This window comes from Thermosynechococcus sp. FA-CM-4201, assembly GCF_054689355.1.
In genome coordinates, this window is record NZ_CP079920.1 from 702,296 (window position 1) to 726,115 (window position 23,820).

General features: G+C 53.4%; 23 protein-coding genes. 10 read left to right on the plus strand and 13 right to left on the minus strand.

Features of this window, described 5'->3' with window-relative positions; translation table 11 throughout:
* Positions 1–24 precede the first annotated feature (24 nt).
* Together psbU and KV190_RS03430 are read right to left on the minus strand one after the other, a co-directional pair.
* Entirely contained in the window at positions 25–429 is a 405-nt protein-coding gene (gene psbU, locus KV190_RS03425; RefSeq protein ID WP_460194607.1) for a photosystem II complex extrinsic protein PsbU, read from the minus strand.
* Between the two features lie 237 nt (positions 430–666).
* Complete coding sequence (locus tag KV190_RS03430) at positions 667–1,866, minus strand: adenylate/guanylate cyclase domain-containing protein (protein ID WP_460194608.1); 1,200 nt, start codon at positions 1,864–1,866, stop codon at positions 667–669.
* A 316-nt stretch (positions 1,867–2,182) separates the two neighbouring features.
* On the opposite strand from KV190_RS03430, the gene KV190_RS03435 reads away from it, so the two are divergent.
* From KV190_RS03435 to KV190_RS03455, 5 genes are all read left to right on the plus strand, one after another.
* Complete coding sequence (locus KV190_RS03435; RefSeq protein WP_460194609.1) at positions 2,183–2,677, plus strand: Photosystem I reaction center subunit III; 495 nt, start codon at positions 2,183–2,185, stop codon at positions 2,675–2,677.
* A 37-nt stretch (positions 2,678–2,714) separates the two neighbouring features.
* Positions 2,715–2,840: a photosystem I reaction center subunit IX gene (psaJ, locus tag KV190_RS03440; protein WP_011058244.1), complete on the plus strand. Its 126-nt coding sequence runs from the start codon at positions 2,715–2,717 to the stop codon at positions 2,838–2,840.
* A gap of 198 nt (positions 2,841–3,038) precedes the next feature.
* Entirely contained in the window at positions 3,039–3,497 is a 459-nt protein-coding gene (gene rplI, locus KV190_RS03445; protein ID WP_149820295.1) for a 50S ribosomal protein L9, read from the plus strand.
* 14 nt (positions 3,498–3,511) lie between these two features.
* Complete coding sequence (gene dnaB, locus KV190_RS03450; RefSeq protein WP_149820297.1) at positions 3,512–4,861, plus strand: replicative DNA helicase; 1,350 nt, start codon at positions 3,512–3,514, stop codon at positions 4,859–4,861.
* A gap of 102 nt (positions 4,862–4,963) precedes the next feature.
* Positions 4,964–5,722 carry a ChaB family protein gene (locus KV190_RS03455; RefSeq protein ID WP_460194610.1) on the plus strand — a complete coding sequence of 253 codons (759 nt, stop codon included), beginning with the start codon at positions 4,964–4,966 and terminating at the stop codon, positions 5,720–5,722.
* 67 nt (positions 5,723–5,789) lie between these two features.
* Here the strand turns inward: KV190_RS03455 and KV190_RS03460 are convergent, their stop codons facing one another.
* Complete coding sequence (locus KV190_RS03460; protein WP_460194611.1) at positions 5,790–7,667, minus strand: hypothetical protein; 1,878 nt, start codon at positions 7,665–7,667, stop codon at positions 5,790–5,792.
* A 118-nt stretch (positions 7,668–7,785) separates the two neighbouring features.
* Between KV190_RS03460 and KV190_RS03465 the strand changes: the two genes are divergently transcribed.
* Positions 7,786–8,937 carry an RNA-guided endonuclease TnpB family protein gene (locus KV190_RS03465; protein ID WP_460194612.1) on the plus strand — a complete coding sequence of 384 codons (1,152 nt, stop codon included), beginning with the start codon at positions 7,786–7,788 and terminating at the stop codon, positions 8,935–8,937.
* 88 nt (positions 8,938–9,025) lie between these two features.
* Here the strand turns inward: KV190_RS03465 and guaA are convergent, their stop codons facing one another.
* Together guaA and KV190_RS03475 are read right to left on the minus strand one after the other, a co-directional pair.
* The gene (guaA, locus tag KV190_RS03470; RefSeq protein WP_460194613.1) at positions 9,026–10,633 is read right to left on the minus strand and encodes a glutamine-hydrolyzing GMP synthase; all 1,608 of its coding nucleotides are present in this window, start codon (positions 10,631–10,633) and stop codon (positions 9,026–9,028) included.
* Positions 10,630–10,830: a hypothetical protein gene (locus KV190_RS03475; RefSeq protein WP_460194614.1), complete on the minus strand. Its 201-nt coding sequence runs from the start codon at positions 10,828–10,830 to the stop codon at positions 10,630–10,632. The genes guaA and KV190_RS03475 overlap by 4 nt, the downstream gene beginning before the upstream one ends.
* On the opposite strand from KV190_RS03475, the gene KV190_RS03480 reads away from it, so the two are divergent.
* Together KV190_RS03480 and lspA are read left to right on the plus strand one after the other, a co-directional pair.
* The gene (locus KV190_RS03480; RefSeq protein WP_460194615.1) at positions 10,829–11,908 is read left to right on the plus strand and encodes an Mrp/NBP35 family ATP-binding protein; all 1,080 of its coding nucleotides are present in this window, start codon (positions 10,829–10,831) and stop codon (positions 11,906–11,908) included. The two genes, KV190_RS03475 and KV190_RS03480, sit on opposite strands and share 2 nt — an antisense overlap.
* Positions 11,905–12,381 carry a signal peptidase II gene (gene lspA / locus KV190_RS03485; RefSeq protein WP_460194616.1) on the plus strand — a complete coding sequence of 159 codons (477 nt, stop codon included), beginning with the start codon at positions 11,905–11,907 and terminating at the stop codon, positions 12,379–12,381. Before KV190_RS03480 ends, lspA begins: the two co-directional genes overlap by 4 nt.
* Here the strand turns inward: lspA and KV190_RS03490 are convergent.
* Together KV190_RS03490 and KV190_RS03495 are read right to left on the minus strand one after the other, a co-directional pair.
* Positions 12,378–13,133, minus strand: coding sequence for a metallophosphoesterase family protein (locus tag KV190_RS03490; protein ID WP_460194617.1), 756 nt, complete (start codon positions 13,131–13,133; stop codon positions 12,378–12,380). The two genes, lspA and KV190_RS03490, sit on opposite strands and share 4 nt — an antisense overlap.
* Before the next feature lie 11 nt (positions 13,134–13,144).
* Entirely contained in the window at positions 13,145–14,812 is a 1,668-nt protein-coding gene (locus tag KV190_RS03495) for a DUF3370 domain-containing protein (RefSeq protein ID WP_460194618.1), read from the minus strand.
* A 481-nt stretch (positions 14,813–15,293) separates the two neighbouring features.
* Between KV190_RS03495 and KV190_RS03500 the strand changes: the two genes are divergently transcribed.
* Complete coding sequence (locus KV190_RS03500; protein WP_297052096.1) at positions 15,294–16,022, plus strand: response regulator transcription factor; 729 nt, start codon at positions 15,294–15,296, stop codon at positions 16,020–16,022.
* On the opposite strand, the gene KV190_RS03505 is transcribed toward KV190_RS03500, so the two are convergent.
* Both KV190_RS03505 and rlmN read right to left on the minus strand, forming a co-directional pair.
* Entirely contained in the window at positions 16,019–17,878 is a 1,860-nt protein-coding gene (locus tag KV190_RS03505; RefSeq protein ID WP_460194619.1) for an NYN domain-containing protein, read from the minus strand. The genes KV190_RS03500 and KV190_RS03505 overlap by 4 nt on opposite strands.
* 53 nt (positions 17,879–17,931) lie before the next feature.
* Positions 17,932–18,945, minus strand: coding sequence for a dual-specificity RNA methyltransferase RlmN (gene rlmN, locus KV190_RS03510; RefSeq protein WP_460194620.1), 1,014 nt, complete (start codon positions 18,943–18,945; stop codon positions 17,932–17,934).
* A gap of 162 nt (positions 18,946–19,107) precedes the next feature.
* On the opposite strand from rlmN, the gene KV190_RS03515 reads away from it, so the two are divergent.
* Complete coding sequence (locus KV190_RS03515; RefSeq protein ID WP_460194621.1) at positions 19,108–20,079, plus strand: sensor histidine kinase; 972 nt, start codon at positions 19,108–19,110, stop codon at positions 20,077–20,079.
* On the opposite strand, the gene KV190_RS03520 is transcribed toward KV190_RS03515, so the two are convergent.
* From KV190_RS03520 to KV190_RS03535, 4 genes are all read right to left on the minus strand, one after another.
* The gene (locus KV190_RS03520) at positions 20,009–21,148 is read right to left on the minus strand and encodes a glycosyltransferase family 2 protein (RefSeq protein ID WP_460194622.1); all 1,140 of its coding nucleotides are present in this window, start codon (positions 21,146–21,148) and stop codon (positions 20,009–20,011) included. The two genes, KV190_RS03515 and KV190_RS03520, sit on opposite strands and share 71 nt — an antisense overlap.
* 13 nt (positions 21,149–21,161) lie before the next feature.
* Entirely contained in the window at positions 21,162–21,377 is a 216-nt protein-coding gene (gene sipA / locus KV190_RS03525; protein ID WP_206200898.1) for a regulatory protein SipA, read from the minus strand.
* 341 nt (positions 21,378–21,718) lie between these two features.
* The gene (locus tag KV190_RS03530; RefSeq protein ID WP_460194623.1) at positions 21,719–22,093 is read right to left on the minus strand and encodes a c-type cytochrome; all 375 of its coding nucleotides are present in this window, start codon (positions 22,091–22,093) and stop codon (positions 21,719–21,721) included.
* A 95-nt stretch (positions 22,094–22,188) separates the two neighbouring features.
* On the minus strand, positions 22,189–23,532 hold the full coding sequence (locus tag KV190_RS03535) for a four-carbon acid sugar kinase family protein (protein WP_460194624.1): 1,344 nt from the start codon (positions 23,530–23,532) through the stop codon (positions 22,189–22,191).
* Between the last annotated feature and the right edge of the window lie 288 nt (positions 23,533–23,820).

The following is a 23,820-nucleotide window of genomic DNA, read 5'->3' on the forward strand; positions in this document are numbered from 1 at the left end:
CCAAAATTGATCTAATGGGGGTAGTTATTTGTATAGCCCATTATTATAGCGATCGCCACCCTCAACGAGAGCCGTTTCCACCTCGGTCACCGTAAAGTGATCCAAGTTTTCCCGCAGAATTTCCTTTTGCCGCTCCGTCAAACCGGGAATGTTCAGGACATCTTCAACGGATTGATAGGGGGCATTTTTAACGATTAATTTAGCTAGGGTTGGGTACAGACCCCGGTATTGAATAAAGGCGGCAATGTTGGTATTGTTGAGGTCAATTTTTTCACCAAAGGCAGTGCCGAGTTTCTCATCTACCACATTGACCAGTTCTTTCTCGGTGGATGCAGTTGCCGCCAAGGTTGGGGCACTCCAGTTGATCCAGCCCAACAGGCTAACGCCCACGAAGTAAGCCAGTGCTAGCCAGCGGCCCAAACGTTGCATAATTCCTTTACCTCCCAAATCTCACAGGTCATTACAAAAAACAGCGGTTCATTAAGAGTCAAAGCAAAGAACTGACCACATCGCACAGCGAGCGCAGGCGGCGGTAGCCGATCGCCAGCAGGGTGACAGAGGAAACTGAGGCATCACGCCCACAATAGACTGATGTCTAGGCTGCCCCCTACAGGTGATTCAATAATATCAGAGGGAGGCCGTCCCTTAATCCCTTTTTTGAGGTGTTTAGTGCAGGGTGTCCCGACCTTTGATGGCTTGGGCAAGGAACCTATGAAGCTCATCAAAGCTGCCTACGTAGGCGGGTACAGGGGCATCATAACCCTTGAGGTTCAGCACTTGGGGTCGAAAGGGAACAACGGTTGGACAAGACTGCACAAGGTAGTGGTAGGTGGTTGCCCCCATGGCCAGATCAGCCGCAATGGTTTTGGTGGCACTCTCAAGGCGAAAGGCGGCGTTAACGGTATCTCCCAGAGCAGTATAGTCGGGGCGATCGCCACTCCCCGTATTACCGACCATTGCATAGCCTGTATTTAAGCCAGAACCAATGCGCAGTGGCCACGGCAAGGGATATTGCTGGTGCAGTTCTCCCGTCATCAGCCGTAAATCCTCTAAGGCAGAGAGGGTGTGGCAAATTTCTTGATAGCCAATCTCCTCGCTTTCGTGAATCCAAACCGCCATGACCGCATCACCAATGTACTTATCGACCCAACTGCCGTATTGACGAATAATTTCACCCGCCCGATGAAACCACGTGCCAATTAGCTCCGACAGTAGCTCCTCTTCGAGTTGCCGGGTCAGCTTGGTAAAGTCACGAATATCCACAACTAAGACCGTCAACAGACGGCGGACATGGAGAAGTGCTGTGGCGGAGCCTTCGGATTGGGGTAAAGACAGAGTGGCATTTTCCCCAAATAGGGGGGCAAAGGGTTCGTTAAAAAAGTCCAGTTCCGTTTGGCCAAAGGTAATGCGATCGCCATTGTGCAGGGCAACGGGAATACTGACGCGGCGACCATTGACAAACGTACCATTGCGACTGCCGAGATCAATCAGATAAAACTCCCCCTGTCCCATGCGCTGAATCATGGCATGGTTCCGTGACATCCAGCGATCGCCGAGCACAATGGAATTGTCTTCACTGCGGCCAATTGTCCAGCAGTTCCCACCCGTCAAGGGAAAATAACAAACCGTGTCCTCGCTCACCAGTGCTAGATGGGGTTCTGAGGGGGGTGGAGCTTCCGGGTGAATGACCTCGGGGACACCGGGAATTTGCGAAAGGGTATGGCGCAGTTGATTAATAATTTGCTGCTGACGCAAAATAATCGCCACTAATTGTTTGGGGGGTAAGGTTTCGAGGATTTTTTGATCGGGCAAGTTAAACGTCAGGTCAGCATCCATGGGGGGCAAAATAGGAGAAACACTTTTCATAGTTAAGAAATCACCGTGGGTCAGCTCTCCCCCCAGCGCCACCGACGTGCAAATGTTTGAAAGTGAAGTCCAGCAATAGATCTAGTCTAGCAAAGGAGCTTTGTCTGGCTCAATAGATGCAGTCTGTACGGTAGCCCCAATCAACCATAGAGCGATCGCCAGAGGAAGCATTAGTCACTATTTGCCCTCGTAAAAATTATTAACCTTTCCCCTAGAGTTGGGTTGAAGCCCATCCGCTAAAATGATGGCAGCTTTGGGAGGGATTGCTCTCTCCGTGAATGCACTTTGACCTGTCTGCATTTGAGGACAACACTCCATGCGTCGATTGTTAGCCCTACTCCTTGTCTTGACCCTGTGGCTAGGTTTTACCCCTCTAGCCTCCGCTGATGTGGCAGGACTCGTCCCCTGCAAAGATTCTTCTGCCTTTCAAAAACGCGCTGCCGCTGCTGTGAATACCACCGCTGATCCCGCCTCCGGTCAAAAACGGTTTGAGCGCTACAGCCAAGCCCTGTGCGGCCAAGATGGTCTGCCCCACCTCGTTGTGGATGGTCGCCTCAGCCGTGCGGGTGATTTTCTCATTCCCAGTGTGCTCTTCCTGTACATTGCCGGCTGGATTGGCTGGGTGGGTCGTGCCTACTTGATTGCCGTGCGCGATAGCGGTGAGGCCAACGAAAAAGAAATCATTATTGATGTGCCCCTTGCCATCAAATGCATGCTCACGGGGTTTGCTTGGCCGCTGGCTGCCCTCAAAGAGCTGGCATCGGGTGAACTCACCGCCAAAGATAACGAAATCACGGTTTCCCCTCGCTAGCTTTACTGTTTGTTGATTGTTACAAGGACGACGTGCCATGAAACACTTTTTGACCTATCTTTCCACCGCGCCCGTGCTGGCCGCCATTTGGATGACGATTACTGCTGGGATTTTGATTGAGTTTAATCGCTTCTATCCCGACTTGCTCTTCCATCCCCTCTAGGTGAACCCTTAACTTTTGAACAAACTCGGTACAAGGGTGGAACAGCGTTCTGCCCTTTTTTTGTCGCGATCGCATCGCGCACCGTAGGTGTTTGCTCCCCAGAGGCTATAAAATAGTTATTTGTCCTAAAATAGCAGCCGTAGCCACCAGCGCTGACGCTTGCTGTTAACCCATCCAGTTCAATGAAAGAGGATCCCCATGGCAAAGCGGGTGCAAGTTGTCTTGAATGAAACCGTCAATAAACTCGGGCGAATGGGTCAAGTCGTCGAAGTCGCCCCTGGCTATGCCCGTAATTACCTATTTCCAAGAGGGATTGCCGAGCCAGCAACCCCCAGTGCCCTGCGGCGTGTAGAGCGGCTCCAAGAAAAAGAACGGCAGCGGCTCGCTGAACTCAAAGGCGTTGCTGAAAAACAAAAAGCCACCCTCGAAAAACTGGCCACCATTACTATCTCGATGCCCGTGGGCGAAAAAGATATGCTCTTTGGCAGCGTTACGCCCCAAGATGTGGCCGATGCCATCCAAGCCATTACCGGCGAAACCATTGATCGCCGTGAAATGATTCTGCCTGAGATTCGCAAATTGGGCACCTACACGGCTGAAATTAAGCTCCACCCTGAAGTGAGTGTCAAACTCAATATCCAAGTCGTTGCCGATTAGGGCTAACCTCCTTGATGGTTCAGGAGCCAAGTTTTCAGCCCGATAGCCAACTGATTCCCCCCCAGAACCTCGAAGCGGAAGAGTGGATCTTGGGGGGTATTCTCTTAGACCCGGAAGCCATTAACCGGGTGGTGGATATTTTGCCGGTTGAGGCCTTTTACCTCAGTGCCCACCGTGAGATCTATCGGGCAGCAGTGTCTCTCCACAGTCGCGGCAGCCCCACGGATCTGCTGTGCGTTACCGCTTGGTTACAGGATCAGGGTCTATTGGAGCGAGTTGGGGGGCACACCAAGCTGGCGGAACTGGTGGAGCGCACAGTCAGCGCGATCAATATCGATCGCTACGCCCTCTTGGTCAAGGAAAAATACCTGCGCCGCAAGCTCATTGAAGCTGGTACCCATGTGGTGAAGCTGGGCTACGATAGCAGTCTCTCATTGAATGTGATCTTGGATCAGGCCGAGCAGCAGATCTTTAGCGTGACGCAGGATCGGATTCAGCAGGGATTGACCCGCACCGATGAAATTCTTACCCGCACGTTTACGGAGTTAGAGCAGCGGGCAATCGGTAATATTCAGCCGGGTCTATCCTGCAATTTCTATGATCTGGACAACATGACCCAAGGCTTCCAGCGATCGGACTTGATTATCATTGCCGGTCGTCCTTCAATGGGCAAGACGGCGATCGCCCTGCAAATTGCCCGTCGCATTGCCGAAATTCACAATCTGGGGGTGGCGATCTACAGCCTTGAGATGTCCAAGGAGCAACTGGTGCAACGTCTCCTTGCCAGCGAAGCCCGCATTGACAGCAACTATTTACGGGCAGGGCGCATTAGCCAACACCAGTGGGAACCCCTAAGTCGGGCGATCGGGATTCTCTCGCAACTGCCCATCTACATTGACGACACCCCCAATCCCACCCTTGGGGAGATTCGCTCCACTGCCCGTCGTCTCCATGCTGAGCATCCCAATGGCCTTGGCCTCATTTTGATTGACTATCTGCAACTAATGGGCGGTGAAGAAACCACAGAAGGTCGGGTGCAGGAACTCTCGAAAATTACCCGCTCCCTCAAAGGACTGGCGCGGGAACTCAATGTCCCTGTCATTGCTCTCTCCCAACTCAGCCGCAGTGTCGAATCACGGCAAAATAAACGCCCCCTCATGTCTGATTTGCGCGAATCCGGCTCCATTGAACAGGATGCCGACTTAGTGATCCTGCTGTACCGCGATGAATATTACAACCCTGACACCCCCGATCGCGGCATTTGTGAACTCCTGATTGCCAAGCACCGCAATGGTCCGGTGGGCACCGTCAAGCTCCTCTTTGACCCCCAATACACTCGCTTTGAAAACCTTGCTCGCGATTAGTCGAGTGGGGAGAGCGTTCTGTTTCCTCACCTTGGAGGTTCGGTGTCAACGATAATTGCTCGTATCTATACTGGGGTTATGTCCTGATGAGGAAACCCATCAATGAGTACGACTTTTGCTCAACCAGCAACAAAATGTGTCTCGGCCACCTTCAAGGAAGAGGCCAAAGTCAAAGAGGCGATCGAACGGCTCTTGAATCGCGGTGTGCCCAAGGAAAATATCTCAATCATTGGCCGCAATTTTCAGTCTGAAGCCCGCATTAGTGGATTTATTACTAAGAAAGATATTATTTTGGATGGCGTCACCACGGGTGCCCTCTATGGCTCGGTGTTTGGTTCGCTACTGAGTCTGCTGACCGGCGTCGGTGTCCTCTTTATTCCTTTTATTGGCGTTGTGGCTGCTGCTGGTCCTTTGGCGGCTGCCCTTTTGGGGGCGACCAGTGGTGCTCTCTATGGTGCTTTGGGCGCCGGGTTAGGCTCCGCACTGATTTCCTTGGGGATGCCGCAGGACAAAGCTGCCATTTATCAAACGCGGGTACAGGCAGGTGAATTTTTTCTGGTCGTTGAAGTCCCTGAGGACAAAGCCGGGGAGATTTTTCTCTTATTGCAATCCGTCGGCGGTCAAGAGGCGGCCATTACGGAGATGCAAATTCCGCGTCAGCCTGAGGGGCAGTTGTCTGGGCCAGAGGATATTTCCCCAGAGGTACGTGCAGATCTCTCGGAGGCCGCTCAGTCTAAATTTGTCGAAGCCTACAACGAGGCGCTGAAGGAGTCCAACGATGAAAAAAATGCCCTCATTAAGGCGTGGGAGCACATCAAGCGCCTCTTCCAACGGGATGATAAAGGTATCTACGGCAGTTAGGCGTTAGCCCCTTCTCCCCCTTCATTTCTCTTGAGGGGGGATTAACAACTATTGAGTTTGCTTGACTTTAATTCTCTGGCTGTCGCGATCCGCCAAATAGCCAATGGAGGTTAACCCCTACCCCCGGTGACCCCTGACCGACAAGACCTGCATTGGGAATACTGCTGCCGACTGCCGTTGATCCATAGAGATCAATGCCTAGTCCCCACTGGGGCACGACGTAACGCAAGCCAGCACTATAAACCCCCGTTTGGCCAAAGACAGGAGTGGCTTCCGCAATAAATTGGAGGTTGCGGACTACCTCAACATTGAGGCCGACCCCGACGCCACCCACTACTTTTTGATTGGGAGTAAAAATCCCTAACTTGGGATTCAGCAGCAGTGCCACATTCTTAGTTGGCTCATACATAAAGGCCAGTTCCAAGCCACCTAGGGAACGACTGCCACCCCCTCCTTGCTTAATGCCACGATTAAATGAGCCTTGAAAAGCCAAAGAAAAGGGATCCCCTTGAGCCTGATCGAGGAAACGCAACTTAGCCGCTAGCCCCAACTGCAAGTTACCGCTGTAGTTGATGTTTTCGATGAGGGTTTCGCCGCGTTCCCACTGTTCAATGGCAACAGCAAATTGGGCATCGTAGGCAAGACCAAAGCCCACCTGAAAACCGGTTCCTGTGGTGCCGCTATTGCCCCGCAGGTGCAGCATCCCCGGATCAAGGGTGCTGGGGGAGGTAAGGGTGAGGCCATTGAGCAAAAGCTGGCGATCGCGATCTGTGAGGGGTTGCCGAGGCCCACTGCGAAAACTGGGCAAAAAGGGTGGCGCAAAATCAGGCCCCATATTGGGGGTATAGCTTAATCCCGCCATGACACCCACTTGATCGGCACCGGGCAAAAAAGCCAAGGTTCGACTGGCAGGTGTAATGCCAAAGGCGTTGGTGGCTGCCAAATCAATACTCACTGCAGGGTTCACTAGGAAGCGTACACCGGCACTCCACACGGGCAAGTTGACGATCGCGCCATCGCTACTGCGCACGGCATTGCCCCCCGGACCGACGGGCATATTGACATCGGCAAAAAGATTAAAGCGAGGATGGGGCTGCCAACTAATGCCTGTGCCAAAGTTGAAGTTCGTGCCGTAAAATTCCCCGCCCTTGTTCACTGTGTCGGGAAAATAGGTGAGGTTGGGCGTAAAGTGCCACTGCAACTGGGGATTAAAGGAATAGGTAATTGGCGCTTGTAATGAGGCGGCAACCGTCCACGTCCCCGCTCGCGCGGCACCCGGCACAAAGAGGAAATTGTCCGATCGCACCCGCACTGCCTCTAGGGAGCCAGCCACAGCCACAGATAGATTCTCGCCGCGATGCACTTGATATTTGAGACCAGCAGCGATCGCCCCAAACTGAAGGTCAGGTTGTAGCCCGTTCACCAAGCGTCCCAAGGGGTCATCGTAGTAATTGCCACTAAAGCTCACTTGCAAGCGATTATTGATCGCATAGTCAATGGAGCCATAGAAAATTTGCAGACCGCCGCCACCCCCAGCCACTTGGGGATCATAGTTGCGGATGCCGCCCCGCAGTTCAAGGGTTTGCTCCGGCAGGATATTGGCGGTCTCCAAGTTAAAGAGACGGGTGGGCGGACGCATTAAAGGGGGAATGCGATACTGGGGTTCTTCGGCAATGACCGGTGTCGGTGCCTGCTCAGCAACGGGGGGGAGAATGGGTTGTGCTAGTTCTTCTGGCGTCGCTGGCTGCCAAGGGCGATCGCCACTGGGTTCGGGAACGGCTTGCCATTGGGGCGGTGCTTCCGCCGTTGGTGCCACTTCAAAGGTTGGGTTAGTTGTTGGCCGAGCCTCAATTTGCCATTGGGGTGGACTAGATTGCGCCGTTGCCGCGAGGGGCAGCCACACACCTACACTGAAGCCAAGAGCCAGTGTCCATTTGCCGTTCATTGCACATCACTCACTGAATTTATGTCTGGAAGCCCCATTACTTTAGTACGGGGAGGAAAGACAGAGACGACTTTAGTCGTTGCCAAAGATGATACACTCTGATGATAGACTGTTATCCATGGAACAGACCCTAACAGTCGTTTGCAAGCTTCAGCCCACTCCTGAACAGTCTCTCAAAATCGAGCGATTCTTGAAAGCGTTTGCAGAGGCTTGTAACTTTGCCAACAAAACCGTTCAGCCGACCGTAACGAATAAGATCACCATTCAAAACAGGGTTTATCAGGAACTTCGTTCTCGGTTTGGGTTAAGCGCTAATCAAGCGGTTCGGGTTTGTGCCAGAGTCGGAGCCAACCGCAAGACCGCCAAGCTGAAAGGTAAAGCGGTTCAAGAATTCAAGCCAACTTCGGCAGATTTTGATGCTCGCATCTTTACCTTCAAGGAAAAAGATGGGGCGGTGAGCCTGACGCTGTTGGAGGGTCGAGAGACCATTCAGCTTGATATGGGTGATTATCAAAAGAACAGGTTGAGAGGGCGAAGGCCAACATCGGCTCAGTTATGCAAACATCGGGATGGCTTCTACTATATCCACATCCAAATCACCGAAGAGGTTCCTGAACCTTCTGAACCGAGCACCGTCATTGGCGTGGACTTGGGGCGACGAGAGATTGCTAAAACCAGTACAGGTGGAGGTTGGGATGGGAATCAGTTAAACGAACGTCGAGATAAATTTCATCGAGTGAGAGCGTCGATTCAAAAACGAGCCTCGCAGGGCACAAGAAGTTCGCGGCGGTCTTGCCGAAAACTTTTGAAACGGCTGGCGGGTAAAGAACAACGCTTTCAACAGTGGCTCAACCATTCGATCAGTGCGGCGATTGTCCGTGAAGCGAAAGCGCTCAATGCGGTGATCGCGATAGAGGACTTGACGGGAATTCGCGAGCGCCTGAATCAGCAACCCCGAAGCAAAACCGAACGCAGACGCTCCAATAGCTGGTCGTTCTATCAGTTGCGGCAGTTTATTGAGTACAAATGTCTGCGAGAAGGCGTGAAGTGGGTGACGGTCAATCCAGCGTATACCAGCCAAACTTGCCATCGATGCCTGCATATTCATCCTGATCCTTGTCGGTCCTATCGAAATGGCAAAAAGTTTGCTTGTGGTCATTGTGGCTGGGCTGGTGATGCTGATCTCAATGGTGCCTCTGTGATTGCCTTATTGGGCGAGTCCGTAACGCTCGCTGGAAGTTCAGGCTATTTGGCTTGTTCAATGGCCTAGGGCTACTGAAAGCCCCCGACTTTAGTCGGTGGGAAGTTTACACCACCATCTTTCCCAGTTAAACCGATCGCTCCCCTTTCTGGCAAATTTATTCCCACTCAATGGTTCCCGGTGGCTTGGAGGTAATGTCATACACGACCCGATTCACCCCCGGTACTTCGTTGACAATGCGGTTGGAAATGCGCTCGAGGAGATCGTAGGGCACCCGTGCCCAATCAGCAGTCATTCCATCTTCACTGGTAACAAACCGCAGCACCACTGGATAGGCATAGGTGCGCTGATCCCCCATGACCCCCACAGTGCGAATCGGCAGCAGCACCGCAAAGGCCTGCCAAAAGTCGTGGTACATCTCAGCGCGGTTAATTTCCTGCCGCACAATCAGATCTGCATCCCGCAGAATCTCGAGGCGTTCCGGAGTCACTTCCCCCAGAATCCGAATCGCTAAACCGGGACCGGGAAAAGGATGGCGCCGCACAATTTCTTCGGGCAGCCCCAGCGATCGCCCCACTTGGCGCACTTCATCCTTAAAGAGCTTACGCAGGGGTTCAACGAGCTTAAAGCGCAGGTTCTCCGGCAGACCGCCCACATTGTGGTGGCTCTTGATTTTCACCGCTACGCGCTCGCCGGTTTGGGGGTCAATGTTGGTATTTGCCGATTCAATGACATCGGGATACAGCGTGCCCTGAGCAAGGTAGTCAAAGGGCCCTAGCCGCTGCGACTCTTCTTCAAAAACGCGAATAAATTCATGGCCAATGCGTTTGCGCTTTTCTTCGGGGTCTGTGACACCCACCAGTTGGGCAAGGAAGCGATCGCGGGCATTGACGTACTCCACCTTGATGTGAAACTGCTCCTGAAAGAGCTTGAGGAGTCGCTCCGGTTCCCCTTTGCGCATGAACCCTTGGTCAATGAACATACAGGTGAGTTGATCACCAATGGCGCGGTGCAGCAAAAAGGCCAGTGTCGAGGAATCTACCCCCCCCGAGAGGGCAAGGAGTACCCGTTTGTCCCCCACTTTGGCGCGCACTTCACGGATCGCTTCTTCAACAAAGGCAGCGGTTGTCCAAGTGGGTTCGCAATCGCAGATGTGATAGACAAAGTTGCGGATCAGGGCAATACCGCCCACGGAATGCACCACCTCTGGGTGGAACTGCACGCCATAGAGTTTCCGCTCTGGATGGGCGATCGCTGCCATTGGCGTATTGTGGGTATGCGCCAAGACGCGAAAACCGGGGGGCAGCTCGGTGACGCTATCGCCATGACTCATCCACATAATTGTTTCTTGCTCAACATTCGTGAGCAGATCCGTGGGGTCGTCAATAAAGAGCGCTGCCTTACCATACTCGCCGGCGGTGGCTCGCTCCACAGTTCCCCCCAACTGTTGCACCATCAGTTGCATGCCATAGCACACGCCAAGGATGGGAATCCCGAGGTTCCAAATTTCTGGATCGCAGTGGGGAGCATTCTCGTCATAGACAGAGTTGGGGCCACCGGAGAGAATAATGCCCTTGGGAGCCAATTGGGCAAGTTGCTCAGCAGTGGTGCGGTAGGAAATGACCTCGGAATAGACTTGGGTCTCACGAATGCGGCGGGCAATGAGTTCGGAGTACTGCGACCCAAAATCGAGAATGACAATAAGTTGGCGTTGCAGGCCTTGGTCGGCGGCTGTGGCGGGTTGGTGGAGGGTGGAGTGAGTCAACGTTGCAATCCTTCTGATCCCAAATAGCTCATACTTTCCAGAATACCGCCCTTTTCTGAAATATGGGTGATGTAATCCCGTCGGAGAGCGCTCTTGGCTTGCATTCTTGGCTGTATCGCTGCTGTGGCTGGCGGGGGAATCTGCCCAACAGTGGTACGATCGCTATCTAAGTAGCGAATGTAACGAATCACCTGCATGAGTGCCCCCCTTACTGTTGAGTCTGTGTTGGCCGTTCTCCGCCCTGTGGAAGATCCCGAGTTACGGCGATCGCTGGTGGAGTTGAACATGATCCGCGATGTCGCCATTGAGGATGGCACGGTTCGCTTTACGCTGGTGCTGACAACCCCCGCCTGCCCCCTACGGGAATTCATTGTCGAGGATTGCAAAAAGGCTATCTTTACCCTGCCGGGGGTGATGGATGTGCAAGTGGCGGTTACCGCTGAAACGCCGCAGCAAAAGAGCCTGCCCGATCGCACCGATGTAGCGGGGGTCAAGAACATTATTGCCGTCTCCAGTGGTAAAGGGGGGGTCGGCAAAAGTACCGTTGCGGTGAATTTAGCCCTTGCCCTTGCCCAAGCGGGGGCTGCTGTCGGCATTATTGATGCGGATATCTATGGGCCGAATGTTCCGACGATGCTGGGGCTAGAGGATGCCATTGTCGAAGTGCGCAAGGAAGCCAGAGGCGATGTTCTGTTACCCCCAGTGGCTCACGGCTTGAAAGTGGTCTCCATGGCCTTCCTGATTGATCGCGATCAGCCGGTCATTTGGCGCGGTCCGATGCTCAATGGCATTATTCGCCAATTTCTCTACCAAAGTGATTGGGGCGCATTGGACTATCTGATTGTGGATTTGCCCCCCGGCACTGGGGATGCCCAACTCACACTGGCGCAAGCGGTACCGATGGCAGGGGTGGTCATCGTAACAACGCCCCAACCCGTTGCTCTTGGCGATGCACGGCGGGGATTGCGGATGTTTCAGCAGTTGGGGGTCACTGTCCTCGGGTTGGTGGAAAATATGAGCTACTTTATTCCCCCTGATTTGCCCAATCGTCGCTATGACATTTTTGGCAGTGGGGGCGGTGAAGCCTTGGCAGCGGAAATGGGTGTCCCCCTTTTAGGACAGGTGCCCTTGGAATTGTCCGTGCGGGAAGGGGGAGATTTGGGTCAACCGATTCTCATTGCGGATCCGCAGTCTGCTTCGGCTCAAGCCCTACGGGCGATCGCCCAACAGGTGGCAGCACGGGTCTCAGTGGCTGCCCTTAGTCCTGTGGGATGAGCAGTAAGCGCTTCAAGATCAAGAATCCCCTTTTTTGGTGGGCGGCTGGCCTCGCCTTAATGAGCGATCGCCTGACCAAAGCATGGATTGTGGCCACCTATGCCCTAACAGTGCCGCCGCAAACAACACCCATTATCCCGGGTGTCTTTCATATTACCTACGTGACAAATACCGGGGCGGCCTTTAGCCTCTTTGCCAATGGCAGTGTCTGGTTGCGCTGGCTGTCTCTCATCGTGAGCTTGGGTCTGATCACTTGGGCAGTGCTCGGTCCGAGATTCGATCGCTGGCAGCAGGTGGGCTATGGTTGTTTACTGGGTGGCGCCTTGGGCAATGGTATTGATCGCTTTCTCACGGGCGAGGTGGTTGACTTCTTGGATTTTCGCTTGATTCAATTTCCCGTCTTTAATGTGGCGGACATTGCCATCAATATCGGCATTGCCTGTCTTTTGTGGTCGGCGTGGCGCCAGCGCTAACTGATACTGTAGGAGACATCTCCTAAATCGGTCAAAAATTGAGCCAATTCCCCTTGGCGGGTACCACCGTAGAGCACATTCACTTGATAGACCCATTGATTCGTCCAGTCGAGCGCCGTTAACCAACCACTGCGGCGATGGTAGGCACCCGTTTCAATCCCTAACCAGCCAGCCCCGCGCACAATTTTACCGGCTTCCACACCGGGAAACGTAAATGTAATCGTGTGACCCACCACAATTGTTTTATCGGCAAAGTAGGGCTTGGGGTGGCCTAAAAACTGTTCACGGATCCAGCAGCATTGTTGGCTGCCTTGCTGTTCTAGGGGAAGATAGGGATCAAGACCCGCATGCACAACAAACACATCCCCTAAATCTTCATAGAAGGGAACCGTGTGCAGCCAGTCGAGGTGCTCCCAAAGCAAATCAGTAGAAGTGTAACTGGCAAGGGTTTCATCGCCACCACTATTGCACCAGACAAAGAGCCGCGCAGCATTGATTTGTTTGCCCTCGAAGGTGAGGAGCATCATGTCTTCGTGGTTGCCCCGCACAGCACCATAGCCACACTGGCGCACTAATTCTACGACGGAGGCGCTACTCGGCCCTCGATCCACGAGGTCACCAAGAAAGTACAGGCGATCGCCCACCCGAGGTGAAATGAGATCCAGTAAACGGCACAGGCCTTCATAATGGCCGTGGACATCCCCAATGAGAACAAGGCGATTGTCCTTTGGCCACGCTGCGCGATCGCCCACTCTGGTCACTCCTAGGGTGTCGTTACGGGTGTGAGGGAGAGAGAATTGGGAGCGGCGGGCACTTGAGTGGTGTTCTCATAGCTAGGGCCAAGTAATGTCGCTACTGTTAGCACTTGGGGTGGGGTAGCATCAGGTGGGTAGAGTAGATCGACAGTAACATCGCGTTTTTCACCCGGACGCATATTTAGTGTTACTAATGGTTCTCCCCGCTGACCCCGCCGCTGTACCAAATGGACATAGCGCTCTTGCATCTGTCCTAAATCATCCGTAAAACGAACGCGCACCGTTCCGCGGAAAAAGACTTGCGGGGCAGGGGGTTCCAGAAACTGCAGCGTTACACTGCGGTGATCTTGTTTGAGAGGGGTTTGCAGCGTTAGCACCACCGACTGAAACTGGCGAGTATTGTTGACCAAGGGCAAGGTCAAACTATAGTGAACGCCATAATTGCCATGGGCGTAGTAGGCGGTGTCTGGATAGCGTACCAACATGGGGGCACTTTGAATTTGACCCGTGCCAAGGGTGCCTCGGTGGAGCGTACTAATGCCATAGGAGATGGCTCGCCCCGGTGCCGGAATCGTTAAAGCCTGTCCATGGGTTTGGCCATCGGTGAGCGTGGCTTGCCAGCGAGAGCCTTGACTAACACCGGCCACACGACCATAGAAAAAGCGACCAAACTGACTACTATTGGGGGGAGTGGGTGGAATATCGCGGGGGGTCACCAGTTGACCACGATGGAGCATTGCCCACCATTCCTCTAGGGTGGGTGCCCGTTCGGTGCCCTGCTCGTTCATGCGGGCAAACATTGACATTTGCGCTAGATAAATCGGGCCATTGCTTTCTAAATACATTAGGGTGGAGCGGCCATTGGAGGAGGAGACCTCGCCAAAGGGATTCGTATCTGGGATTAAGGGCAGCATTGGGCCGACCGTGCCATCGGCATTGAGCATAAACTCTGCGCGAACCCGATTGAGTACCGCATTGGGAAATTGGGTGGGCAATGGCAGCGGCAAATTAGCCAGCATCCGTGCTTCACGAGGGGGAATGGTTACCTGTGAGGGAAAGAACGTCTGCCGTACCCCCCGCAGCACTTGGTTGGTGACTCGACTGCCAGGCCCTGAAAAGACAAAGCCCGTGGGGTTATCGAGCATGGCGGGCAAATTGCGGAAGGGAGCATCTGGCGTACTTAAAAAACTAGCGGCTTGATGAAATCTCACCGTGACATAGCGATCCGTGGGGTTATAGGCCAGCAGCCCCAAATAGAGGGTTGGCGTACTCACCGCCCGATTGGATTGGGTAATGTGGTGGGCAAAGACATCAAAGCGTCCCTCTAGGGGATAGTTGAGGTGAGCGGCCGGTTGCCATTTCCCTTGGGGTGGAAAGGTGGAGAGGAGAATCCCCTCAGAGCGCACCATCTCTGGACTGTTGCTGTTAAAGACCGGCACATCATCTAATTGGCCGGGGAGGGGACGAATGTCTTGGGGAAAATAGGCGAAATTGGTGGGTGTGACGTAGGCCGTTGCAGCGGGTGGGGAAGGAACTTCAGGAGGTGGAACGTTGACGGGTACCGCATTGGCCTGAACAACAACATTCGAGCGAGGCGAATATTCCTGTACAACGGTGGATGCATGTTGGGGTGGAGTTGCTAGAGCGGCTTGTGCCACAAGAATGGGAGCAAGCATATTCGATCCAAACCACAGCATTACATGAGTGAGCAGTTCGCAAAAGTCAGGACAGGATCATCGTTTCTGCCCAAAAGTTGCATTCCCAAAGTATAGCCTAGGTTTGTGGAAAATCCGCTGAAGACCGCATAAAGCTCGCGGCATGAACGTACTTTCAGTTTAGGTTGCTTCGCGTAATGCCAGCCTAGAACTGGGTTTCAGACTGCGCCAAGTGCTGATTAGAAAGTGGTCTAGGCCAATTCTAGATCGTTAAGTGTCCCATCGATTGCACACGCTCAACACTGGACAAGCTGATGCAGGATAGCCTCTGATCTGCTGGATGTACCCCTTATTTTAGAGAAGGTCTGTATCCCTAGATTGGCGTCAAATATTGAGAAAATCTAAAGAAACTCAACAAACTCTTAAGGTTTTTGCAGCGATGTTTATAATTCTCTCAGAAGCGGTAGTTCGCCGCCCATGAGGATTGAGTACCGTCCATCTTATGAAGCCCCGCATCTTAATCATTGATGATGACCCTGCGATCGCTGACGTTTTGGCAATTAACCTGCAAATGGCGGGCTACGAGGTCACCAAGTCCTTAGATGGAATGCAAGGGCAAGCCCTCGCCGTGCAACTCTCTCCCGATCTGATTCTCCTTGACCTGATGTTGCCCCAAGTGGATGGCTTCACCATTTGCCAACGCCTGCGGCGCGATCCGCGTACCCAAGATATTCCGATTTTGATGCTGACGGCTCTGAGCCAAACCCACAACAAGGTGGAGGGGTTTAATGCTGGTGCCGATGACTACCTCACTAAGCCCTTTGAATTGGAGGAAATGCTGGCACGGGTGCGTGCTCTTTTGCGCCGGGCCGATCGCATTCCGGCAACCGCAGGCCACCGCGAAATCCTCAGCTATGGTCCATTGACACTGGTGCCCGAACGATTTGAGGTCTCTTGGTTTGGCAAAATTATTAAGCTGACACGCCTTGAATTTGAACTGCTGCACTGCCTGCTGCAACGCCACGGCCAAACCGTTTCCCCCAGTGAAATCCTTAAGGAAGTCTGGGGCTATGACCCCGATGATGACATTGAAACCATCCGCGTCCATGTGCGTCACCTGCGGACAAAATTAGAACCCGACCCCCGCAGTCCTCGCTATATCAAAACAGTTTATGGGGCTGGGTACTGCTTAGAGCTACCGAGTCATATTGAACCCCCCAATGCGTCCTAAGAGGGAGATTCCGGTGCCTTCTCTGGACTCTGGGTGGGCAGTTGCAGCGGCTTGAGGGGAACGGCTTGGGCAAAGACCTGCTCATTCACGGTTTCACCAATGTTCCTGAGGCGCTCTTCCACGGCTTGGCGAAAGCGGGTTTGCAGCTCGATCGCCAAAGTGGCAAAGTCCTTGATGGCAGGGTTGAGGGTAAGGGTGTTCGCTGTTCGGGTGAGAATACCCGCTTTGACATAGTTGGCGATCGCCCGCTTAATCCCTTGCTGACCAATGCGCTGCTGCCGCCGACGAGCTTGCTCAAGGATAATATTGATCATTCTCTCAAAAGGGGCATTGCGAGGGCGATGGGCAATTAACCACTCTCCCACCTGAGTCAGTAAAAAATCTGCTGCCACTTCATCGGCAAAGATACTACGGTAGATCGAGACGGTGTGAATGCTTTGGGGACTGGAGGTGCGCAGGGTGTAACGTTCGGGTAGGTTATTTCGCCAGCAGAGAATCGTTCTACCCAATTGACCATTCACCGCAACGCCAATTTGTAACTGATGTTGCGTGGTTAAGTAGGCCACTAGTTCAGAGGGCTTCAAAAAGCCAAATCGCAGCGGATCGAGTTGGGGTACCACAGATCTCATTTCTAAAAATACAGTATTAAAGACGATACCCCTAGCGAGTTCTCGCCGTTTTGTTGCATCAGTGGTGTAGTAGGAGAATAGCTCCAAGAGTTTTTCAGTTTCCCGTTGTTGAATCGCCGATGGCGGAATTTGTTCATAGTTCAACGGCTCAATGGGAAGACGCCGAGGTGAGGGTGGCGCTGGGCGACTTTCTGGATGGGGTTGACGTGGGGGAGGTGTGCCGTTTCTGCCATTGGTGGCAGGGGCAGAATGAATGAAGGGATTCTCAAGGAAAATAAATTGATGGCACACCCGCTGAAAGCTATCACTGGCGGCGTTACGGTAGGCACAGCCAATCACGGTTTTACCGTAGTCCCGCAGACGCAGGGCAATGGAGCCAAAGCCACCATCCCCGGAGATGAGCACAAAGGTATTGATGTCGGGATGTTGGTAGGCTAGATCAATGGCATCAAGGGCAAGTTGAATGTCCGCCGCATTCCGCTGATTGTGATTGCGACCATAGACCCCTACCCGCTCGATTTGCGATCGCTCCAGTTGAGCATTGAGGGCTTGGAGAATTTGATTTTGCCAGTTGCCATAGGCACGCTTGATGGCGATTTCCCCCAGATCAATGGTGCCTTGAATTGATTCCAGGATCTTGTCGAGGGACACCAGCTCATTGACTCTGGCCGGATCCAGTCGCTGCCCTTGGTTAAAGACTAAGTTCTCAATGTCGTAGAGGACAGCGGTTTTTAGGGTGGTTGCTGGGGGTTGGGGTTTTTGCAGGAGGGTTTGAATGGTTTGCAGAGCAGCACTCTGGGCATGAATGGCTTCAATGAGCGGTTCAAGTTGCTGCGGCGGCGCCGTGTTAACAGCAGCGTCCCTTAGATGGTCCTTGAGGGTTTCCAGCCTCTGCATGATCTCGTTACGCATCGGACGCAGGGCTTCAGGAAGTGTTTGGTGCAGTTGCTGTTCAAGGTCAGTGAGTTGTTGACGTTGTTGCTCCAATTCTCGCAGGAGAAGTGCTTTGAGGTCGGTGGTCTCTGGGGCGGAGGAGAGGACGGTGTGAATGTCTCGAAGCAGGCGATCGCTACGGCGTTGGTTCTTTTCAATGAGGGGCGCACCCGCAAGGGCACCGATGCCACTCCCTAAAAGGGTTGCTAAGGGTTGTTGGGGTTGAATCAGTGTGGCAATACCACCGAGGGCGATCGCGCTAACGGGAGCAATGAACCAAAGCTCTGGCTTCATTCAAAATGTGATAGGAATTACACGAATTAGGAAATTATGATAGCAAAAAATGTTTAGGCACTGAGTTGGGCTTGGCGCAGTTGGCCACAGGCAGCTTGTCGATCTAGACCCCGCGATCGCCGAATGCTGGCAGTGACCCCTAGGGCTTGCAGTTGGCTGAGAAAGTGCCGCAGACGCTGCTCCGTGGGACGTTGATAGGCTGCCTCAGTAATGGGATTGTAGGGAATCAGATTGACATGGCTTTGGAAGCCTCGCAAGAGCTGCGCCAGTTCCTCGGCATGCTGCGGGCGATCGTTGACTTCAGCCAGAACCGTATATTCAAAGGTGACGCGGCGCCCCGTTTGCTGCACATAGGCACGACAATCGGCAATTAACTGGCTGAGGGGATAGTGCTTGGCACTGGGAATGAGCTGTTCTCGTAGGGCTTGGTTGGGGGCATGGAGACTGACGGCAAGGGTGGTTTGCAATTGGTGCTGTGCCAGTCGCTGGATTTGCTGGGGAATGCCCACAGTGGAAATGGTGATGTGCCGCTGACCAATCCCAATATCGCGGTTGAGACAGGTGACGGCCTGTAGGACGGCCTTGAGGTTTAGCAGGGGTTCGCCCATGCCCATAAACACCACATGGCTGACGCGGCGCCCCATTTCACTCTGGATGGTGAGCACCTGATCAATGATTTCATGGCTCGCCAGATTACGGCGATAGCCCCCCTTCCCCGTGGCACAAAAATCACAGGCCATGGGACAGCCCACTTGGGAAGAGACACACACCGTCAGGCGATCGCCACTGGGAATACCGACCGTTTCAATGGTTTCGCCATCGGCTAAGGTCAACAGAAGCTTCACAGTGCCATCTTGGGCATCATGGCGATAGCGAATTTGGGAGCGGCCAATTTCTACCTCAGCAAGGGCGTCACGCCACTGCTTGGGAAAAACCGTAATCTCTTGGAGCGATCGCGCCCCCTTTTGATAGAGCCACTGATGGAGTTGTTGCCCCCGATAGCCGGGCTGCCCTTGCGCTTCTACCCATGCTTTCAGTTCTGCTGCGGATTGTCCCAGCAGTACCATAGTCTTAGACCGATTGAACTGCCCTTTGATCCTAACAAACTCTTACCCTGACCTTGAGTGGCATCCTTGTGACATAAGGCAGACGACAAAAATTTGGCCTAGGCTAAAGGAAACCCTAGCCGAAAGCAGTATTGATAACTTTAAGGAAAAGGTTGGTTTGAAATGAGTACGCAATCCTGTTGCCCTGTGGAGATAGAAATTACTGAGGCGCCCCCCCTTTCCAGTCAGCAGGAAACCCTGTTGGATATGCACAGTGTCTTGAATACCCTGAATATCTTGCTGGGGGAACTGCAATTTTTGGAACTGGAACTCGATGATTGGGACGTATTGCAGCCCAGTCTGAAAAGCTTAGAGCAACTTGTCAATGCGTTGGGCGATCGCCCGACGATTTTAGCCTATCTACAGCAAATCAGTGATCTACGGGCAGCCATCACCAGCAACATTGAAACTGCACTAGCCCAGCATCCAGACAAAGCCACAACCCCTGATGTGCAGGAGGCAGTAGCCAATATCCAATCGGTCTTTGATGTGGTGGAGGTACGAGTGCAGCAACTCCTTGCCCGCGAAAAGGCACCCACCGCTTGGGTCGAGGTACCCATTGAGCAATTGCAGGCTCAGTTTGAGCAAGTCTTCCAAGCCATCGAGAAAAATAGTAAGGGGCGTTACCGCATTCTCCACAATATTGCCGCTCAGGAAGCTTCGGATTATTTTCTTACCTTTGACATTCAAACCCCCAATGGTCGCACGGTCTTGATGCCCCCCGTCTTTGAGGATGTGATGCGAGATTTGATTGCCAATGCCCGTAAATATACTCCCCAAGGGGGCAAAATTATTGCCGGACTGGTTCAAACGGCCGATCATCTCAAGTTTGTGGTGGAGGATACGGGCTGTGGCATCCCCGTCGAGGAAATTCCCAAGGTGGTTGGCTTTGGCTACCGAGGCTCCAACGTTCAAGATCGCCGCACGATGGGGGGTGGCTTTGGGCTGACGAAGGCCTTCTTTGTTACCAAGCGCTTTCAGGGACGGATGTGGATTCGCTCAGCAGCCGGGGCGGGTACTCGCATTACCCTTGATTTGCCGATGCCGTCAACAGTTGTTGCAGGTACATCTGCGCGGGGGGATAGTCAGGGTTAAATTCAAGGGTCTTTTGAAAATAGGCAATGGCGCGATTGCGCTCCTGAAGGGTCATGTAGGTAAAACCCAGACTGTAGGCAGGCTGAGTAGTCAGCCACTGGCGATCGAAGGGTTCAGCGCGATCGTAGGTTCCCTGCTCAAAGAGATCTAAGCAGCGGTGAAAGTAGGGCAAGGCTCCCCGATGCAAGCCCAATTCAAAGATGAGTAACCCCGCCACGTAGAGCAGGGGCGGATAGCGATCAAAGAAGCGTAGGCCATAGCTGAGGTAATACTGAGCTGTTTCGTAGTCCTTGGCTGTAAAGGCGCGGTAGCTCACCCAAAAAAGGAGATGACGCAGCCATGTGGTGTCCTTCGGCAACACTCCCTGTTCGACGACAGGGGCAATCTGCTCAAGGGCTTGTTCGTACCATGCTTGGGCGCGATCGCCATCGCCACAGGCGGCGTAGTGATCCCCAAGGCACACCAAGTTTTGCAGTCGGCGATCGCCCTGCTGCACCATTCTTTCCAGGATGGGGATATTGCGATCGCGAATTTTTGCGAGGAACTGGTCTTGGCTTTGTTGGTTGTGGTGAATAAGATAGACCCCCTGCAACTGACCCACCACTGCCTGCCGCTCCCGATAGTACAGTTGCTCATGGAGTGCCCCGGCAAAGTGGAGATCAGGAAAGCGACGGCCAAAGCGGACATTCCAAAACTCACTCCAGTTGAGATTCGCCGCCTGTTCACGGCGCAGCAGACTCCACTGATTGATCGTATTGGCACTTTCAGCCGTCAATTGGTCTCGCCACTGGGGATCCGTAACCACCAATTCTTCATCGGCATCAATGTAAAAGACCCACTCCCCGCTTGCGTGGGCCAGGGAGGCATTGCGGGCGGCAGCAAAATCTGCTTGCCAGACAATGGCATGGACATGGGGGGTAAATTCACGGGCAATGGCGATCGTCTCATCTGTCGAACCCGTGTCCACAATAATGATTTCATCCACCCAAGGCTGAACCGACTGCAAGCAACGCCGTAATTGATGGGCTTCATTTTTGACAATCATGCACAGGGACAGCAGCGGAGCCATGGCAGCGAAGGCACTACAGCCGCTTGAGATACTTGGCTTCCAGCAAAAAGGCACCCCGCTCTAGGCGCACAACCCAATAGTTCCCCGGTTGCTGGCCGAGGATCACCCCTTCTTCACCGAGGGTGAGGATACTGGCGGGACGCAACATTGGCATTGGCTCCGCTGTTTTCACATAGGGGGGCAATTCTACAAGGCGAACGCGATCGCCCACCGCAAAGGCTTCTTCCATTCCCACCAAAGGATGCTCGAAATTGGTAATGCTGATAACACAATTTTCAATTTAATATACTGGCTTTCCCTGTGAGATTTTTGTGACTCTCCGCAGGCCCTAAAGGGACGGCGGCTTCTCAGTGTTGTTACACACTGAGCTACATCGGGCTTAACCCAATGGGGGGAGCCATAACCCCAACTACTGGGACTGACCTGAGACCCAGATACTTTGTAGATAGTTTGCACGTCTCTAACTGAACGTGGAAACAACTCAATTTTAGCAAATTAGAAAGCGCCTCACTGCTTAGGTTAAAACCGTAGCCGCTTGCGGCGGGCTAAAGCCCATTCTTGTCAAAAGTTTTAGAGTGTCTTCAAGTAGCTTAATAGGTCGGCCATGTCTTGGGGTTGGGCTTGAAACTTGGGCATGGGAGGGGTGTTGCCGCTGATAATTTGCTGGATCAGTTGCGCCTGCGATCGGCGGTGACTAATCTGCACGAGGCTAGGGCCGACTTCGCCTTTGCCATCAATGCCATGACAGCCCGCGCAGTTGAGAATAAAAATTTGCTCGCCGCGACTCGGATCGCCCACCGCCGCCCGTACGGATTGAATGTAGGGATCCCGCAGGGGCAACAGGAGAGAAAACCCCCAACCGCCGCCCACCACCAGCACCACCAAGACCGGCAGCAGCCAGCGCCATACCGTTGATCTAGCCCCAACCGTGTTGACTAAACTCATTCACTTATCGGGAAAGATTAAAAATTGTTTATTATTGTTACAACTGCATTCTAAACCCTGAACTCAGCTAGATTCAAGCGAGTGAGTAATCATTCCTAAACTGCGGTGCCACTGCCCTGAAAGCGATGATAGACCGTGCGCAGTGCCTCGCGATCGCCGACATTGCCGGGGAATAGCACCACGGGTAATTCGGGAAAACGGGGATGATCAGCACCGGTGCGTACCACGGAGCAACCCGGAATCACTTGCCCCAAGAGGCGAACCGTGGCTAGGTTTAAGCCCTTACTCAGCACATCGTTGGAGGTGATGCCCCCCTTGCTGATCAAATAGCGCAAATCGGCGGGCAACTGCTGGACGATCGCCATCAGTACTTCCGAGACTCGCTGCCCAAAGGCTAACCGTGTCGCCGCATCCGCGAAGGTGAGTTCCTCACGACTGGTAAAGATGACGGGGGTTTTCTCACGGGCGATCGCCTGATCCACTGCCGCCAAGACTTCGTTGATGATGTCAGGTTCAGCCACTGCACTGTCGCGCAATCGGGCTACCGGCACTTCAATGGGCAACACACTCGGTTCCTCTAGCAGAGCAGTTAGTTGTTCAGTAGTTTTGCGCACGTGGGAACCCACTAAAACCGCACCGTAACGACCCGGGCGGCAATAGGTGGCCATTGCCTCTGGGGGGGTGGGCTGGGGGGGCAATTGTGCCAAGGCAGTCAGTAAACTTGCAGCACTGCGGAACAAAAAGCGTTTTCCTTGACTGGCCACCTCAAGCACTGCCGCTGCAAATTGGTCTAAATCTGCTTGGCTCTCGGCATCGACAACCCCACACACATTGCCGGTCAACTGCGTCAAGCGACTGCGCAGGGTCTCTGGATTGCGCACATCGGCAAGGACAAAACGCTCTACGGCTGCGGCGGGGATGCGCCCTTGGGTCTTTTCGGCTACATAGTCGGGTAAGTAGCTGTGGTGATAGCCAAAGACGGAATCGCGGGCAAACTCCGTTTCATGGACAGGCACAGGCTCACCTTCAACGAGCAGATAGTGCTGGCTATCACGGGTAATGCGCCCCCCCTCGAGAAAGGCAGGGACCAGAAAATGGGCATCGAAGGGACCCAGTTCAGCAGCAATCACGTCGGTTTCAAGGGGGTAGTGGCCGCGTAGGGTGGAGTCGGAACGGCTGACAACGATGTAGTCGGTTGTGCCGGTTTGGGCGATCGCCTCTTTCAAATGACAGCAAACTGTGCGCGTGACCTCTGCTGCGATTTCTGCTGGCAAAGCACGAGTATTGGTAAGGATAAAGAAAATAGGCACAGGATCGGTGAGGCCGCGACAGAGGGTATCCACATCCCAGCGGGTCAACAGCAGGCAACTGTGCACCGTTTGTGAACCGGTGGGGTCATCATCTAGGACAATAATTTTTGGGCGCGTCACCGAGGGCATCTCCGACACTCTTTCGTTTGCAGTTTATCATTGGGGCGATCGCTGATCTGAACCAATGAAGTAGTAAACCAGATATACATGGTATTGATTGCGTATTTAAGTTTAGAGCTAGTGGATACGCCTGAATACTTTAGGAGGAAGCTGTTAGATAAGTTACGATATGTACAACTGGAACTGAGTCGGCGGTGTATGGCTAGCGTCACGCAAGATACGGTAGTGCATTGCAGCTTCCCTTGGCAGCCAGAGCCACGTGTGGCTTAGAATGTTAAGTTTTGTTGTAGGATTCAG

Bases quoted from the DNA above. Each gene is read 5' to 3' on its own strand.
- psbU (WP_460194607.1), bottom strand. From the start codon at position 429: ATGCAACGTTTGGGCCGCTGGCTAGCACTGGCTTACTTCGTGGGCGTT.
- KV190_RS03430 (WP_460194608.1), bottom strand. From the start codon at position 1,866: ATGAAAAGTGTTTCTCCTATTTTGCCCCCCATGGATGCTGACCTGACG.
- KV190_RS03435 (WP_460194609.1), top strand. From the start codon at position 2,183: ATGCGTCGATTGTTAGCCCTACTCCTTGTCTTGACCCTGTGGCTAGGT.
- psaJ (WP_011058244.1), top strand. From the start codon at position 2,715: ATGAAACACTTTTTGACCTATCTTTCCACCGCGCCCGTGCTGGCCGCC.
- rplI (WP_149820295.1), top strand. From the start codon at position 3,039: ATGGCAAAGCGGGTGCAAGTTGTCTTGAATGAAACCGTCAATAAACTC.
- dnaB (WP_149820297.1), top strand. From the start codon at position 3,512: ATGGTTCAGGAGCCAAGTTTTCAGCCCGATAGCCAACTGATTCCCCCC.
- KV190_RS03455 (WP_460194610.1), top strand. From the start codon at position 4,964: ATGAGTACGACTTTTGCTCAACCAGCAACAAAATGTGTCTCGGCCACC.
- KV190_RS03460 (WP_460194611.1), bottom strand. From the start codon at position 7,667: ATGAACGGCAAATGGACACTGGCTCTTGGCTTCAGTGTAGGTGTGTGG.
- KV190_RS03465 (WP_460194612.1), top strand. From the start codon at position 7,786: ATGGAACAGACCCTAACAGTCGTTTGCAAGCTTCAGCCCACTCCTGAA.
- KV190_RS03480 (WP_460194615.1), top strand. From the start codon at position 10,829: ATGAGTGCCCCCCTTACTGTTGAGTCTGTGTTGGCCGTTCTCCGCCCT.
- KV190_RS03475 (WP_460194614.1), bottom strand. From the start codon at position 10,830: ATGCAGGTGATTCGTTACATTCGCTACTTAGATAGCGATCGTACCACT.
- lspA (WP_460194616.1), top strand. From the start codon at position 11,905: ATGAGCAGTAAGCGCTTCAAGATCAAGAATCCCCTTTTTTGGTGGGCG.
- KV190_RS03495 (WP_460194618.1), bottom strand. From the start codon at position 14,812: ATGCTTGCTCCCATTCTTGTGGCACAAGCCGCTCTAGCAACTCCACCC.
- KV190_RS03500 (WP_297052096.1), top strand. From the start codon at position 15,294: ATGAAGCCCCGCATCTTAATCATTGATGATGACCCTGCGATCGCTGAC.
- KV190_RS03505 (WP_460194619.1), bottom strand. From the start codon at position 17,878: ATGAAGCCAGAGCTTTGGTTCATTGCTCCCGTTAGCGCGATCGCCCTC.
- rlmN (WP_460194620.1), bottom strand. From the start codon at position 18,945: ATGGTACTGCTGGGACAATCCGCAGCAGAACTGAAAGCATGGGTAGAA.
- KV190_RS03515 (WP_460194621.1), top strand. From the start codon at position 19,108: ATGAGTACGCAATCCTGTTGCCCTGTGGAGATAGAAATTACTGAGGCG.
- KV190_RS03520 (WP_460194622.1), bottom strand. From the start codon at position 21,148: ATGGCTCCGCTGCTGTCCCTGTGCATGATTGTCAAAAATGAAGCCCAT.
- sipA (WP_206200898.1), bottom strand. From the start codon at position 21,377: ATGGAAGAAGCCTTTGCGGTGGGCGATCGCGTTCGCCTTGTAGAATTG.
- KV190_RS03530 (WP_460194623.1), bottom strand. From the start codon at position 22,093: ATGAGTTTAGTCAACACGGTTGGGGCTAGATCAACGGTATGGCGCTGG.
- KV190_RS03535 (WP_460194624.1), bottom strand. From the start codon at position 23,532: ATGCCCTCGGTGACGCGCCCAAAAATTATTGTCCTAGATGATGACCCC.